The following is a 14,895-nucleotide window of genomic DNA, read 5'->3' as shown; positions in this document are numbered from 1 at the left end:
TCACTAATAAGAAATAATATAAAAAAACTGCTTATTTAAACAGTTTTTTTACATTATTTCTTATTATATTTTAGACAATACATTTTCTTGAAAAGTACGTTCTTCTTGATCTTCATATCCGGTTGAAACAACTTCTTGAATATCATCATGGTTAAATAAATATGTGAAATCTGGATTCATATAGCCTTCTGGATAAGGACACCCCATATAATCGAACTTCCTTACCTCATCCGTTTCTACTTGTTGTTTCCGCCCGAAAATCATGAGTTTCTTTGTACCTTCTTTTAAAATTACAATAGAGCCTATAGGAAAAAGTTGCGAATTCATTGTATGTCCTCCTCCTTATTAATTGTTTTTTTAAGAATTTAAGGAATCTAGCTTGGTTTTCTGCCTCTTTAAATCAACATATGTAAATATATATACACCATATATACTAGACACAACAGCCAATAAAGAAAAGACTAAAATTAAGACCGTCGCTAAACCATTTTGTGATAATGTACCTACACATATTTGTCCAATAATATATCCCAATCCTGATAAATAAACAATTGGAGAAATTTTTATATTGTCATTTTCTTCATTGTTTAATCGCTTTAAAAAACTTTTCATTCCACTAGAAATCAATTTATAAATTGTAAAAATGTAAAGCACAAAAGTAACAATAAAAAACAGAGGTGTTTCAATTTTAATAAAGGTATATGCAATCTTTTGAATCACTATAAAGCTTCCAAAAGAAAAAGTTATTCCCATAAATCCATTATATAAAATGTGTACCAACCTTAGCTCATTTGGTTTATAAAAAAATACCCATACTCCCCATATATTAGCAATCAAAAGAAAAGGTAAAATTATATATAGGTATATAGTAAAGGTTGGAGGAAATAAAAATGGGGTTAAAATCATAAAATTAATTACTACCCACACCATAATGACACTCGATTTTACACTATAAGGCATCAATTTCCGAATAATTTGTTCTGTGCTTTTTCCGTGGTATTTTTCCATATTACTCTCCTAAAAACTAAAAAATTTCATCTAAAGTTGCTCCGATTCCAGATTTAACTCTATCTTTTATCGAATCCTGTTTACCATCATGATTCCAATCACCTTTGTTAAACTTAATTCCATCTGTTAGTATACTAGCTCCTATAGAAACACCAAAGCCAATACAAGCTCCAGCAACAGTTCCGATTGGACCGCCAAAAACAGTTCCAACAGCTGCACCTAGTTTGGCTCCCGCAAAGGCACTTACAGCAGTTGTACCAACCCCGATTGCTGCATCACCAATAATATCACCAGCTATCTTAGTTTTTGACGCTTTATTTTCAATATTTTCCTTTGTATCATTAATTACATCCCATCCTACAGCTGCATAGCCTAAAACATTTGTTTTTAATTTCAATGAATCTTTAAGAATTTCTTTTGGTGATAAAACATGTCTTTTTACATCGTCTATTTGCTTTACTTCGGCTAAAGGTAATTTTGTACGCCTTATCACATTAAGTCCATTTTTATCCTTTAGTACGGTGCGATTTTGAAATCTTACCATTTCTTTTCCTTTTCTATCTGTGTAGGGTGTTACACGCAAGCCTTTATTATGTAAAGATGCCAATTTGTAGGCAGCTGCACCTTCCGTTACGGTACCCAGTAAAGTAAATGAAGACCCTGCAGGGTTATCTTTCCAATCACCAATATCGCCACCAAACGGTGCAAACCAATTTATCTCAATTGCTTCTTCTCCAAATGAAACTTCTTGTTGATCAGCCTTCTCAAAACGATCAGCAGCTTTTCTTAATGAATCACTATGTTCTTTTAAAACGGTCGTTATAGTAGCTAACATGGATCCTGCGTATTGGGATTGATTTAACACAGCATCTCTTCCAGATATTTGGAAAGGTAGATCAAATATCTGCTGATTGATACGTTGATATGTTTCAGATAGCTCATGAGCTGTTTGTTCTATATTAGAAGCCAGTTTCCTTAAATGGTCAGGAGTAACCTTAATTTCACCGCTCACCTTGTTTCACCGCCTAATGATTTAAGATAAAGTACCATTTTCTTTATCTCTTCAGTAATTGTAAAGGTATCAAGGCAAATAAAATTCGTTTGTGTTTGCTCATTATCTAAAACTTTTTGGATTAGCCAATATTGGTTTTGACTATATAAAAACTGAATACAGTCTGTAGACCATGAGTCCTTTATATAATAATGAACTTGAACAGTATTTAACTCTTCACGATTATGTATAATGTTTGCTAACTCTAAGGAAGCTTCATCATCTAAGTAAAGTTTCAAGTAATCTACTAATTGCTTGTTTGATTGATTTAAAATGTTTTCTTTATATGCAGAAGAAGGGATTTTAAATGTATAATTTGGACGAGAGAAAGTATTTTTAGGCTGTAATGCTTGATATATAAATTGCCAAGCTACATCTGGTGTCCCGCATTCTTTAAATGTACATTGTTTATCACCGTTATCATCTGTTATTACATTTTGTATAACTTTTTTTTCACTAAAATAGAAAATGTTTTTTTCTAAAGCGCTGTTTTTACTTATCTGTACTTCAATAACAAATCCTGTAGTTAAACAAATGCGAAAATATTCTAAAAGTTGTTTGTTGCATAATGTTTCATCTTCCTTTATTATGAGTAGCTCTTCGTTTGTCCAATTCTCGTGCATTACATCTAATTCTTTGTCTATTTCTTCATCTGACCAATTTTCAAAGGGGTTCTCAATTCCAATCATAGTTTCACGGTCAAACATACCAGTTAATACATATGCTTCTTTATTTGATAAAATAAGAGGTTCAATAGTCAAATAGTCCCACTCCCTAGCGTAATATGTAATCCCTAAGAAATATAATACAATAAAAAAATGATTCAATCTAGTAATTGCCAACACTTATAACTAAAAACTAAAAAAATTCTAATAACAACAAAAAGAAAGGGAATTAATTTACATATATTTTTATAATAATAATGGCTCTTCACTAAACAATTTTATTTTGTAAGCTAAAAAAATAGAAGTATCGTCCTATATAAGACAATACTTCCTTAGTTACTTAAAAATCACATAATAAATTACCCATTACTTCTTCAAGCACTACATCTGGATTTACTACCTCTTTTTCCAAACGCCATCCTATAAAGCCATCTGGTCTAATCAATGCAGCACCTCCATGCCCTATCCCATATAGTTCACTCAAAACATCTTTTTGAGCAACAAAGTCTCCACTTAAACCAACACGATACACTTTTATATTTACTCCTAATTTAGATGAAACGTCACGTGCAGCTTCAGTCCAAGTACTAGGCTCTGCTCCAGTAAGTAACACAAAATTGCTACCAAATAGATCAAGTATAGAAACTTCTTTTCCTTCATAAGTTCCCCAAAAATGTGGCGCTCGCGTTCCAGGTCTTCCGTTCAACTCTATGCTATCCATTCTATGTGGAGTGACTGAATTATCTATAATCGCCTCTGAACAATACTGATATCCAACTGTAACAGCTAAACCATCTATATTATTCAAACTGCCTTCCTCTCTATTCGCAGCACGAAACAGTAAACTACTTGCATAAGCGGTCGTTAATTTTGCAACAGAGTGTCTCTCTTCATGATATGTTTCTAACAATTTTGGTTTTGCCTTCCCTTTTATAACAGCCGCTAATTTCCAAGCTAAATTATGTGCATCTTGTATTCCTGTATTTGAACCGAATCCTCCTGTTGGCGGCATAATATGCGCCGAGTCACCAACTAAAAAGATGCGATTGTCCTGAAATTTTACCGCTGTACTTTCACTCGCTTCCCACGGCAAAACACTTACTATTTCTGGCTTAATATCCGTACTTCCAATTGCAGTTTGAATAATTTGTTTACAGCGTTCTATAGAGAAATCCTCTGGTCGCTCCCCTTTTACTGGATCATAAGCTACATGATAAATCCATTTACTTTCGTTATCGACTGGAATAAGCGCACCAATTACTTCTGGATGAAGTATCATAGTAAAACCGAATGCGTCTCCTTTAATACATTCACTCAAATCCGCTTCAAAATATATGTTCATATAATAACCACCGATTGTACCACGGCCCTCGGTTAAAATACCTAACTGTTCACGTATTTTACTTTTCGCTCCATCTGCTGCAATTACATAATCACAATGAATCATGCTCTCTTCTTTCGTTTTACGATTTCGCATCGTTGCTATTACTCCGTTTCCATTTTGCTCATAAGAAACTAGTTCATGATAAAAAGATAGCTTCCCGCCTAATCTCTGTGCTTCTTGTAACATCATCTCCTCTAAAGTAATTTGATAACAAGCCGTTTGTTTTGATGGACTAATCTCTTCTATTTTTTGAAGTAACTTTTCATCGTTTCCATACTGAGCGGTCCTCATTTTTGCCAATTCTTCCTTTTCCACCTCAGCTATTGTATGAACTGCTAGTCTTCCTCGGCAATTTTCTAATGCTTTACCCGCTGATTTAATTCTTTGTTCTAAACCTAATTCTCGAAATAACTCCATCGTACGAAAAGTGATTCCACCTGCTTTTGGATGAATTGCAGTAGTCGGGTGCCTTTCAATCAGTAAATAATCAATTTTATGTTTTGCAAGGAATAAAGCAGATGCTAATCCTGATAATCCTCCTCCAACAATTAAAACTGGTATATAATTCGATTTCATATATTTCCCCTCCACATCATTGTTCTGAGCTCAGTGACATAAATATAATCAAAAAAACAACAAAGATATAGACTTATATTTCATTTTAAATTATCATATAGATAGATTACGCCCCAAATTACTTTTATCCTTTCATACATCTACAAGTCACTTAATTTGTGTGTGTATGAAAGGATAAAAAAGAAGGCTTTACTTTGAACTATTCTCTGATATAGACATCAAAAATAATAAAAACATTATAAGCGGTCGTAACCTTGTAAATTATACAAGGTTACGACCGCTTATTTTATTGTTAAATGGCTACCCTTTATCCTCGGCAGACATCGTATTTTTAAATCATTTTCTACCTTTCAACTCCATTATTTTCTATTCCCTATAATAACTACTCCATAATTTTCAATACGTAAAAATAGATTCGTCTCGATTTTCTTTCTCAATATTGCAGCTCATACAACATTCATGTAGCATTACCGTATCGATGTAATGGTTCATCATCTTAAACCTTTCGACTACTTATTGGAGGTAAAGTGATTGAAATGAATAAACAAGAGCAATTAAATGTTATAAAAAAAGGTTTTATTGATTCTCAAAAAGTATTATTAGCAATTGGCGATGAAACTCGTCAAGCTATTTTGTTAGTTCTCATGGAAACGGAATGTCAAACCGGATTACGTGTAGGAGAAATCACGAAACAAACACACCTTTCTCGACCAGCAGTATCACATCACCTTAAGATTTTACGAGAATCTGGTATTATTTTAATGCGTAAAGAAGGTACAAAGAACTTTTATTATATTGACATACGTACAAAATTAGGATTATTAAAAAACCTTGTATTAGATATTGAGAAGCTACTGCAAAACTTTTATTGAACTTTGGAGGTATAAGAAATGAGAGCAATGGTGATTGATAAGTACGGGAAAGTTCCAATGCGTATGACTGAGATGCCCACCCCTGAAATAAATGAGTATGAGGTGCTCGCAGAAATTCATGCAGCTAGCATTAACCCAATTGATTTTAAAATACGCGATGGAAAAGTGAAGTTGTTACTTAAATATAAAATGCCCCTTATTCTTGGTAATGACTTTTCTGGTGTCATTGTAAAAGCCGGAACAAAGGTGACTCAATTTAAAGTTGGTGATGAAATATATGCACGTCCAAGAAAAGATAAGATCGGTACTTTTGCGGAATATATAGCCATTCATGAAGATGATATAGCCTTAAAACCGAAAAATTTAACTTTTGAGGAAGCGGCGTCGATTCCACTCGTTGGCTTAACATCATATCAAGCATTACATGACATCATGCAATTACAAAAAGGACAAAAGATTTTGATTCACGCTGGATCCGGCGGTGTTGGTACTTTCGCAATTCAGTTAGCAAAAATAATGGGTGCCACTGTTGCAACAACTGCTAGTGAAGCTGGTGAAAATTTAGTAAAGTCTCTTGGCGCAGATGAAATTATTAATTACAAAAAAGAAAAGTTTGAAGATATACTGAAAAATTATGATGCGGTATTTGATACACTTGGCGGTACAACACTTGAAAAATCATTCGATATTATAAAAAGCGAAGGGAACATTGTTTCCGTTTCAGGAATGCCGAATGCTCGCTTCGGTAAAGAATTTGGTTCAGGATTTTTCAAAACACTCTTATTTTCATTAGCAAGCAAAAAACTTACTGCACTTGAAAAAAAGCATAATGCTCAATATTCGTTTTTGTTTATGAAACCAAGCGGAGATCAATTACGTATAATTGCAAAGTATATTGAATCTGGACAAATCAAACCTATAATCGATCGCATTTTTCCTTTTGAAGATACTCAAAAAGCAATGGAATATTCAGAGTCTGGAAGAGCAAAAGGAAAGATAATTGTAAAAATCAAATAATAATAAAACTCCATTTTTTAAAAATGGAGTTTTATTATTTGCTGTTAAATAGACATAGTGCAATGAAGTCCTTACAATAGATTTCAAGGGGAAATATCATATTATACTTTTAGCTAATTTTACAAAGAATACATACGTACAAATACATAATAAAAAAATAAACAAGGAGGAGATAAAATGACTAAAAATAATGAAGCAGGTTGGAATTTAGATAATAGTTATACGACTTTACCACAATCATTTTATACAGAAATCCCCCCAACTCCTGTACACTCACCGGAGTTAATTAAACTAAATAATTCTTTAGCAATATCTCTTGGCTTTAATCCTGAGGAACTAAAAAAGGACGCTGAAATCGCCATTTTAGCTGGTAATACTATTCCAGAAGGAGCTCATCCACTAGCTCAAGCGTATGCTGGGCACCAATTTGGTCATTTCAACATGTTAGGAGATGGTCGTGCCCTTTTAATTGGAGAACAAATTACTCCTTCAGGCGAACGGTTTGATATTCAATTGAAAGGTTCCGGTCCAACTCCATATTCACGCCGCGGTGATGGTCGTGCTGCACTCGGTCCAATGCTACGTGAGTATATTATTAGTGAAGCGATGTACGCGCTTGATATTCCAACTACTCGCAGTTTAGCAGTAGTCTCAACTGGCGAACCAATCTATCGCGAAACGAAGTTACCTGGAGCTATTTTAACTAGAGTTGCAAGCAGTCATATACGCGTTGGAACATTCCAATACGCCGCAGCTCGAGGCTCAATCGAAGATCTCAAAGCTTTAGCTGATTATACGATAAAAAGACATTATCCAGAGGTTGAATCTACTGAAAATCCATATGTCGCACTACTACAAGAAGCCATTAAGAGACAAGCAAGCCTTATCGCAAAATGGCAACTCGTTGGCTTCATTCACGGCGTAATGAACACTGACAATATAACGATTAGCGGTGAAACGATTGATTACGGTCCATGTGCCTTTATGGATAGTTATAATCAAGGAACAGTATTTAGCTCTATTGACACACAAGGCCGTTATGCATACGGAAATCAACCATATATGGCTGCATGGGATCTCGCACGTTTAGCTGAATCTTTAATACCGATACTACATGAAGATGAAGAAGAAGCACTAAAAATTGCACAAGATGAAATTTCAAAGTTCAGTGTGCAGTACGAAAACAATTGGTTCCTCGGAATAAAGAAGAAATTAGGACTATTTAGCAATGAAGAGCATGATCAATCCCTTATTGAGAAACTTTTAAAAGCAATGGAAAAATATAAAGCAGATTATACAAATACATTCCGTGCATTAACTGACAATATATTAGAAAATGCACCTTTATTTGAAAGTCCTGAATTTAAAGAATGGTACGAGCTATGGCAATCTCGGTTAGAAAGACAAAAAGAATCGAAAGATGATGCATACAAATTAATGAAAAATAACAACCCAGTAATCATCCCTCGAAACCACCGAGTAGAAGAAGCACTAGAAGCAGCTGTTAAAGATGGAGACTATAGCGTAATGGAGAAACTTCTTCAAGCTTTAGCAAATCCTTATGAATATTCTCAAGAACAAGCGGATTACTGCACGCCTCCTGTGCCGTCGAATCGTCCTTATCGGACTTTTTGCGGGACGTGATTTAGAGCACTAAGACTGTTTTTCTGCTCCTAATTGTATTATTTATTAGTGTAATTCCCACTAAATTCAAGTACACGATTCGTTATTTTCCATAAAGGAACATTATAAGTAGAAAAGGTGTTTTCGTATAAAAACACCTTTTCTACTTTTTTCTCCATCTTGTGAAAAAAAAAAAACGTAATTTAATACTCTAGTTTGCGTTTCTTTTATGTATTACATATCGTTAGCATATTCTATGTGATTACAGTTGTATATTATCACCTCTATCAATTTCCTCCCATGCGAAAAAGATACATACACCAAACAAGCTGTCACGAACAAAGGAGAGCTCCTTACTTCCTACCTATTTCTTTCCTAATGCGTTAACTTGGTAACTATTCTATTAAAATTCTTCTATTCAATCTTCATTTTTTCTTATTATATTCAGGAACATCGATAAGGAACAACTATTCTCGAATATAAAAATCCAGCTATTGTACAAATGTTGATAAAAAATAAAGGAGAAGAGAATGAATCCATTTTAATATAACTAATGAGAATTTGTATGTTCCAATCTCTTCACTATATTCCTCAACAATTTTTTATTAAAATTCATTACAATAGTTTAAAATTATGACGGATTACTTTCAACATAATGTGAAGGTAGCTCTAACAACAAAAAACTGGCTTGTAAACCTTTAATGTTTACAAGCCAGTAAATAATATCAACTAAAGCTAGCACTCTTAAAATAATACTTTAGAGTTGTCTTCCCTCTAAGTATACTAACTCAGGTCTCGTTGGAGACCACCCTTCTCCGTGAGTCGATTGTAACTTATTGACGACAGTATTTGCGGTTGCTGTTTGTTGAATCTTTGGAGTAGTATTTATCGTAAAAACTGTAATACCTGTAACAGCTAAACTCATTACCATTAAACTCAGTTTCTTCATTATTTTAACGCCCCTTTAGCTAAATTTGTTTTTCTTGCTTCAAGACTTAAACAAAAATATTCACTAGACGTTTTATAATCACACACCTCATATAACCTAGCTGCCATCACCTCAGCATATTCTTCTACATAATAAGAAAGATTCTCTTCTTTGAAATAAGAAATCCCTGTAACAATTACCCTTTTTAATTCCTCGATAGTCACATTATTATTTAATGCTTTTAAAATATTGAAATGATGTGTATATTCTTCATTCTCTACTTCTAAACAAAGTTCCAATCCTTTTTCAATAAGAATAGAAGATACATTTGTTTCACCTAACTTAGAATATTCCCTAGCTTGTAAAAAAACAGCTTTGAAATGATTAGGTATTTTCTCTGTTACTTCTGATAAGTGACGGATAGCTAATTCAGAAAGGTTTTGATTTGCATATAGCCACCCTAAGTTGTGCCGCACGAATGAAATTAATCTTTCTTCATTATTTTTTTGTAATAAATTTAATGCAGAATTTAAATGTTCCTCGGCCTGTTCAAACTGTTTTAGAGATACACAACTCATTCCAATAGTATTTTCGCAAGAAGCAGTATTACTTTCATAACCTTGGTGTTTAGAGAAGATATCTTTTGAAATAGTTGCATAGTGAACAGCTAAAAGTGGTTCATTATTATTATGATAGAATAAGGCTAACTTAGATTGAAATTCAGCTTGTTCAATTTCTTCTGGAACGTCTTTCAAAAGAAACTCTGCTTTTTCATAATATTTTTTCGCTTCTTTATAATCTTTAATTATAGTAGCATATACCGCTTTACAAAAATGGTAATAATAAGATACGAAACCATCCGTCGGAATTTTAAAAGAATCTATTTCGTCAAAGCTTCTCTTTGTGATACTAAATCTATCAACAAGCGTTTTATAACGAAAATCTAGTAAGAAATAATATAATAAATTTTGTTCTTGCAACATTTTATTTGATTCTTGTTTCAAAACATCAATATTTTTATCAATTTCTTGTTTTAAATTAGTTGCTTTTGACAATTGTTGTTGTAACATTGCTTGATACCATTCATTAAGTTGCTTTGTAACCTGTTCGCTTCCCTTCACTGGAATGTTCATAAGATCCCCCTTTTTTGAATATTCTCACATAAATAATAACAAATAGATATTAAGATATAAATATCTCATTAATATTTCTCAACATTTATTTAACATTAAATCCATTAAATTAATCACATGCTGTAAATTTTTTAAAACACTAAAGAAAATTGCCCCCATAAATACAGCGTCTAAATCACTATAAAAATCTATAAATACAATATATTAACACTTTATAAATGTGTATTCACACTCCACCATTATTTTAAACACCCTTCTTCATCAACCCTGCAATCCCCCTACTTCCTTCACTACCAACTTTCTCAAGTTCTTCTACAACTAATTTCCGTCTCTCCACAGAATGATTTTGACTTAACTTCGCTTTTCCTTCTATTTTATTTATCTTTATTCTAAACCCAACTATTCCCCTACTTAATCCTTCCATATAATTCGGATCTACATTATTCAGTGAGTAGGTGCTCTTTGGATTTTCATATTTATGTACTAAATCTTGAAGAGAATCTATTAATTCCTGTTCATCTTCAACAATTTCCAACTCTCCATATACATGCACCGCAACATAGTTCCATGTTGGTACTGCTTTATTTGTTTCATACCATGACGGAGAGATGTAACTATGTGGCCCTTGAAAAATAGCTAACACTTGTTGATTTCCACTATCTTTCCACTGCTCATTTGGACGTGCAAAATGCCCGGATAAAGTAAGTGTTTCCCTATTTAACAATAACGGTAAATGCGTTGCGTACGGTGCTCCGTTATGTTGAGAAAATAAAGTTGCAAAGCTATTTTGTTCAATCATTTCGTACTTCGTCTCTTCATCTTGTATAGTGAAATGTTTTGGTATGTACATAAGCTCCCTCTTTTCTTATCTTCTTATTTCCCATTATATTTATGAGATTTATTATTGGGCAGGGACAGATGATAATTGTTTTATAAGGTCAGTGCATATAGTAAAACCTTTGTTTCAAAAATAATAGGTGGCATTATATGATTTCTGCCACCTTAGTCAATTTTTTTATTTATACAAACTCCCTTATTCAACGATCCTTCATAGCTTTTTCTAATACATATTCAATAAATTCCGTTTTACCTAAGCTATAATTTAAGCGATTTTCCGCCGTTTCCGCTAATTCTTTCTTTAGCTTTCCATATTCAATAACAACGTTTGGATTTCCACGAAGATACTCACGAAACGCTACATGTCTTCTTAACTCTTCACTATTCTTATCGCATACATATAAATGATGTTCCATCCAAATTGTATTCTTCCCGTCCCTCGGAACATATTGACCCTTTCTCCCAAAAGCCTCTCTCCCCTTAAAACTCCACTCTTCTTGATGAAAATAACCTACCTGTTCAAGTCTATTTATTACTTTTGGAAAAACATCATAATCTTCTATTACAACATCGACATCTAATATCGGTTTAGAAGCAAGGCCTTTAACAGATGTACTCCCAACGTGCTCTATAGAAAAAATGAGTTCTCCCATTACGTTATTAATCAACGTCTGTAATTTACAAAATTCACTTTCCCATTGTGTATTATATTTCTCAACAGTAATAAATTGTTTCAATTGACCACCCTTCTCAAATCACTTTTATAACCTCTGAATATGCATATCCTTAAAATCAGTTTCATACTTCAATCCATACCCAAGCATTCGATCCATTCCAATATGTGCTGTCCATATTAAACCAATCATTAAAATCGTATCCATCTTTAAATAGACCCCTATTAAAACAAGTAATATTGATATGATATATGTGTGAAATAGATTATATATTTGTGCACCGATACGTTTGTTAATAGCGTACGCCACCATTGCTAAATCAGGTGCAAAAAGTAATACAATAAATAATAACCAACTAAATCCACATAATCCATATATATAAATTGCAGCTAATAAGACCACCAATCCTTCAAAGTGTATAATTCGTTTCTCCAAACTTCATCATTCCTTATCTGTTAGCTTGAAAATTTTATTCGGATTTAAAATATTTTGCGGATCAAGAGCTTTCTTTATTTTCTCCATTACCAATAATGCCGCACCATGTTCTTCTTCTTGATACTTTTGCTTTCCTATTCCAACGCCATGCTCTCCTGTACAAGTTCCGCCACGCTTAAGAGCATACAGTACAATACTTTCATTTATTTCATCCGCTTTTTTCACTTCATCTTTATCATTTGGATCAATCATTAAGAGCACGTGAAAATTCCCGTCTCCTACATGGCCAAGAATACCACCAACAAGTCCCACTTTATCTAATGTCTCTTTCGCATGTTGTATTGCGCCAGCTAATTCCGAAATTGGTACACAAACATCTGTACTCATTAGCTTTTTACCAGGATAACTATGCACGTAAGAATAAGCTAAATTATGCCTTGCATCCCATAATTTATTTCTTGCGGCAGTTTCAGTTTCAAAAGCGACTTCTTTACATTTATGATCAAAAACAATTTCCTTCGTAAACTCGATATCTTGCGTTAGCCCTGCTTCATTTCCGTGAAACTCTAAAAACAGTGTTGGTTCTTCTCTGTAATTTGTCTCATTATAATGATTTACTTGTTTCATAGATAATTCATCAACAAGTTCTATTCTCGCAATTGGAATGCCAGCTTGCAGTATATTAATAACAGCTTCTACTGCATCATTTATAGTTGGAAACGATGCTCTCGCAGCCATAACATGTTCTGGTATGCCGTATACTTTTAATGTTAGCTCTGTAAAGCATCCAAGCGTACCCTCTGATCCTACGAAAATACCATTTAAATGATAACCTGATGATGACTTCGCCGCTAAATTGCCAGTATGTATCACTTGCCCATCAGCAAGTACCACCTCTAAATCACGAACTTGATCACGCATAACTCCATATCTCACCGCTGTCGTTCCGCTCGCATTCGTAGCAGCCATGCCTCCTAACGTTGCATCTGCACCTGGATCTACACTAAAAAACAAACCGTACTTTTTCAATTCTTTATTGAGCTGAGAACGAGTAACTCCTGGTTGTACTTTCACAAGAAAATCTTTCTCTCTTATTTCAAGTATTTTGTTCATTAATGAAAAATCAACTGTAATCCCCTTTTCATAAGGAATTATATGACCTTCTAAACTAGAACCTACTCCAAATGGAATGACAGGTTTTTTATGCTCACTCGCTACTTTCATTATTGCTCTAACCTCTTCCGTCGTTTTTGGAAAAACAACTACATCAGGTAAACTACTATTATGGTAAGATTCATCTTTACTATGTAACTCTCTTACTGTCTTATTAACCACTACTTGATCTTCAGGAAGTACATGCTTTAATTCATTTACTAAACGCTCAATTGTTATTTCCATTACATACTCTCCTTTTATATTATTTACTCTACATTAATTATACTATTTTTATACAAAATAATTAGAATAGTTAAATTTATGAAATTTTATATACAAAAAGGAACTTGCAGTATTCCCTACAAGTTCTTTTTTAAAACTATATTTTAGACGATTTTTTCAATAAAATCATAAACCAAACTAAAGTAAATGCCATCATAGAATGAGAGAACCCTACAATATAAGTTAACCCTTTAAAGTCCGCTCCATTTAGTTGAAGAAGTCCTCTCGCTGCCAGCGATCCTAACATTAAAGTTAATGCGATATTATGTAAAATAAACCAGTTATTAAATCCTTTCACTTCATGAAACGCGAATACTTTCGCTAATCCTAAAGCAATTAAAAAGAAGAAAAAGCCAAGTACTAACGTATGCGTATGCAAAAGATTTAATAAAGTAGAGCCTAAAATCCCTTTATATTTCCCATACTCCCTAGCAAATATTCCTGACAATAAACCGATAATCAAATAAGTAAACGATGCATTATATAATTTCTTCATTATGTACCTCCTTGAGTAGAATGTGTAGTGTGTCATATTTAGTAATAATGATAGTTATATAGTAAAAACTCCTAGTTTCCTAGGAGTCATTGTATAAGTATCTCACTCTTTACAATCAATCCTAATTATAAAATATCCTTTTATACAAAACAATCGAACTTTATGTGAACAGTAACTCTCAATTAAAATAACTTGCACTTTTATTTCGCACAATCCATACTAATTGTTATAACTTTTAAAGGTGGTGCAATAGATTGATAGTTCTTGAAACTGAAAGACTCACTCTTCGCTGGCTCGATGTAAAAGATGCTCCGTTTATTCTTGAATTAGTAAATGATCCTGCATGGATTCAATTTATTGGTGATAAAGGCATTAAAAACTTAGAAGATGCAAAAAAATACATCTTAAACGGACCCGTCGATATGTACAATAAAATGGGCTTTGGTCTTTACTTAGTTGAACGAAAAGAAGATCTCACTCCACTTGGTATGTGCGGCCTTATTAAAAGAGATTCATTAGAAGATGTTGATATCGGCTTTGCTTTTTTAGAAAAATTCCGTTCAAAAGGGTACGGCTATGAATCAGCTGCTGCAGTAATCGAATACGGTGTACAAAAGCTCGGACTGAAACGAATTGTAGCAATTACTTCTATAGATAATGTTGCTTCAGGCACGCTGTTAGAAAAAGCAGGATTGCGATTCGAAAAAATAATTTCAGACTCAGGAGAAAATCTAAAATTATTCGGGTATAACGCATAAC

General features: G+C 33.3%; 16 protein-coding genes. 4 read left to right on the top strand and 12 right to left on the bottom strand.

Going from position 1 to position 14,895, the window contains the following annotated elements:
• Window positions 1-63: 63 nt before the first annotated feature.
• From MHH66_RS09280 to MHH66_RS09260, 5 genes are all read right to left on the bottom strand, one after another.
• Entirely contained in the window at window positions 64-327 is a 264-nt protein-coding gene (locus MHH66_RS09280; protein ID WP_001088077.1) for a DUF4176 domain-containing protein, read from the bottom strand.
• 30 nt (window positions 328-357) lie between these two features.
• Window positions 358-1,008, bottom strand: a complete 651-nt coding sequence (locus MHH66_RS09275; RefSeq protein ID WP_340866727.1) for a hypothetical protein — start codon at window positions 1,006-1,008, stop codon at window positions 358-360.
• A 16-nt stretch (window positions 1,009-1,024) separates the two neighbouring features.
• Window positions 1,025-2,020 (bottom strand): WXG100 family type VII secretion target, encoded by a 996-nt coding sequence (locus tag MHH66_RS09270; protein WP_063219695.1) that lies wholly within the window; start codon window positions 2,018-2,020, stop codon window positions 1,025-1,027.
• The gene (locus MHH66_RS09265; RefSeq protein WP_078185288.1) at window positions 2,017-2,820 is read right to left on the bottom strand and encodes a hypothetical protein; all 804 of its coding nucleotides are present in this window, start codon (window positions 2,818-2,820) and stop codon (window positions 2,017-2,019) included. Before MHH66_RS09265 ends, MHH66_RS09270 begins: the two co-directional genes overlap by 4 nt.
• Before the next feature lie 244 nt (window positions 2,821-3,064).
• Window positions 3,065-4,684: an FAD-dependent oxidoreductase gene (locus MHH66_RS09260; RefSeq protein WP_078185287.1), complete on the bottom strand. Its 1,620-nt coding sequence runs from the start codon at window positions 4,682-4,684 to the stop codon at window positions 3,065-3,067.
• A 527-nt stretch (window positions 4,685-5,211) separates the two neighbouring features.
• On the opposite strand from MHH66_RS09260, the gene MHH66_RS09255 reads away from it, so the two are divergent.
• From MHH66_RS09255 to MHH66_RS09245, 3 genes are all read left to right on the top strand, one after another.
• A complete protein-coding gene (locus tag MHH66_RS09255) occupies window positions 5,212-5,556 on the top strand; it encodes an ArsR/SmtB family transcription factor (protein WP_078185286.1) in 345 nt (114 codons plus the stop codon).
• A gap of 18 nt (window positions 5,557-5,574) precedes the next feature.
• Window positions 5,575-6,573: an NADP-dependent oxidoreductase gene (locus MHH66_RS09250; RefSeq protein ID WP_063219691.1), complete on the top strand. Its 999-nt coding sequence runs from the start codon at window positions 5,575-5,577 to the stop codon at window positions 6,571-6,573.
• A 177-nt stretch (window positions 6,574-6,750) separates the two neighbouring features.
• Window positions 6,751-8,217 (top strand): protein adenylyltransferase SelO, encoded by a 1,467-nt coding sequence (locus MHH66_RS09245; RefSeq protein ID WP_078185285.1) that lies wholly within the window; start codon window positions 6,751-6,753, stop codon window positions 8,215-8,217.
• 736 nt (window positions 8,218-8,953) lie between these two features.
• On the opposite strand, the gene MHH66_RS09240 is transcribed toward MHH66_RS09245, so the two are convergent.
• The 7 genes from MHH66_RS09240 to MHH66_RS09210 form a co-directional block, all read right to left on the bottom strand.
• Window positions 8,954-9,145: a Phr family secreted Rap phosphatase inhibitor gene (locus MHH66_RS09240; RefSeq protein ID WP_002165311.1), complete on the bottom strand. Its 192-nt coding sequence runs from the start codon at window positions 9,143-9,145 to the stop codon at window positions 8,954-8,956.
• Window positions 9,145-10,257, bottom strand: a complete 1,113-nt coding sequence (locus MHH66_RS09235; RefSeq protein WP_078185284.1) for a response regulator aspartate phosphatase — start codon at window positions 10,255-10,257, stop codon at window positions 9,145-9,147. Before MHH66_RS09235 ends, MHH66_RS09240 begins: the two co-directional genes overlap by 1 nt.
• 244 nt (window positions 10,258-10,501) lie before the next feature.
• Window positions 10,502-11,107 carry an FMN-binding negative transcriptional regulator gene (locus tag MHH66_RS09230; RefSeq protein WP_012261364.1) on the bottom strand — a complete coding sequence of 202 codons (606 nt, stop codon included), beginning with the start codon at window positions 11,105-11,107 and terminating at the stop codon, window positions 10,502-10,504.
• 187 nt (window positions 11,108-11,294) lie between these two features.
• Window positions 11,295-11,831, bottom strand: a complete 537-nt coding sequence (locus tag MHH66_RS09225) for a GrpB family protein (RefSeq protein WP_012261365.1) — start codon at window positions 11,829-11,831, stop codon at window positions 11,295-11,297.
• A gap of 24 nt (window positions 11,832-11,855) precedes the next feature.
• On the bottom strand, window positions 11,856-12,203 hold the full coding sequence (locus MHH66_RS09220; RefSeq protein ID WP_078185283.1) for a DUF4260 domain-containing protein: 348 nt from the start codon (window positions 12,201-12,203) through the stop codon (window positions 11,856-11,858).
• Window positions 12,204-12,209: 6 nt separating this feature from the next.
• A complete protein-coding gene (locus MHH66_RS09215) occupies window positions 12,210-13,601 on the bottom strand; it encodes an FAD-binding oxidoreductase (protein ID WP_078185282.1) in 1,392 nt (463 codons plus the stop codon).
• Between the two features lie 136 nt (window positions 13,602-13,737).
• The gene (locus MHH66_RS09210; protein WP_002033617.1) at window positions 13,738-14,136 is read right to left on the bottom strand and encodes a DUF2871 family protein; all 399 of its coding nucleotides are present in this window, start codon (window positions 14,134-14,136) and stop codon (window positions 13,738-13,740) included.
• Window positions 14,137-14,390: 254 nt separating this feature from the next.
• Here MHH66_RS09210 and MHH66_RS09205 point away from each other — a divergent pair, with 254 nt between their 5' ends.
• A complete protein-coding gene (locus MHH66_RS09205; protein WP_002033615.1) occupies window positions 14,391-14,894 on the top strand; it encodes a GNAT family N-acetyltransferase in 504 nt (167 codons plus the stop codon).
• Window position 14,895: the final 1 nt, after the last annotated feature.

The organism is Bacillus sp. FSL H8-0492 (assembly GCF_038006145.1).
GTDB classification, from domain to species: Bacteria; Bacillota; Bacilli; order Bacillales; family Bacillaceae_G; genus Bacillus_A; species Bacillus_A mycoides.
Note: the sequence above shows the minus strand (reverse complement) of the source record. Positions and strands in the feature narration are given on the sequence as shown.

What these genes read in the sequence shown, in the direction of transcription:
- MHH66_RS09280 (WP_001088077.1), bottom strand. Translation starts at nt 327, where the DNA reads ATGAATTCGCAACTTTTTCCTATAGGCTCTATTGTAATTTTAAAAGAA.
- MHH66_RS09245 (WP_078185285.1), top strand. Translation starts at nt 6,751, where the DNA reads ATGACTAAAAATAATGAAGCAGGTTGGAATTTAGATAATAGTTATACG.
- MHH66_RS09210 (WP_002033617.1), bottom strand. Translation starts at nt 14,136, where the DNA reads ATGAAGAAATTATATAATGCATCGTTTACTTATTTGATTATCGGTTTA.
- MHH66_RS09275 (WP_340866727.1), bottom strand. Translation starts at nt 1,008, where the DNA reads ATGGAAAAATACCACGGAAAAAGCACAGAACAAATTATTCGGAAATTG.
- MHH66_RS09230 (WP_012261364.1), bottom strand. Translation starts at nt 11,107, where the DNA reads ATGTACATACCAAAACATTTCACTATACAAGATGAAGAGACGAAGTAC.
- MHH66_RS09235 (WP_078185284.1), bottom strand. Translation starts at nt 10,257, where the DNA reads ATGAACATTCCAGTGAAGGGAAGCGAACAGGTTACAAAGCAACTTAAT.
- MHH66_RS09215 (WP_078185282.1), bottom strand. Translation starts at nt 13,601, where the DNA reads ATGGAAATAACAATTGAGCGTTTAGTAAATGAATTAAAGCATGTACTT.
- MHH66_RS09250 (WP_063219691.1), top strand. Translation starts at nt 5,575, where the DNA reads ATGAGAGCAATGGTGATTGATAAGTACGGGAAAGTTCCAATGCGTATG.
- MHH66_RS09260 (WP_078185287.1), bottom strand. Translation starts at nt 4,684, where the DNA reads ATGAAATCGAATTATATACCAGTTTTAATTGTTGGAGGAGGATTATCA.
- MHH66_RS09240 (WP_002165311.1), bottom strand. Translation starts at nt 9,145, where the DNA reads ATGAAGAAACTGAGTTTAATGGTAATGAGTTTAGCTGTTACAGGTATT.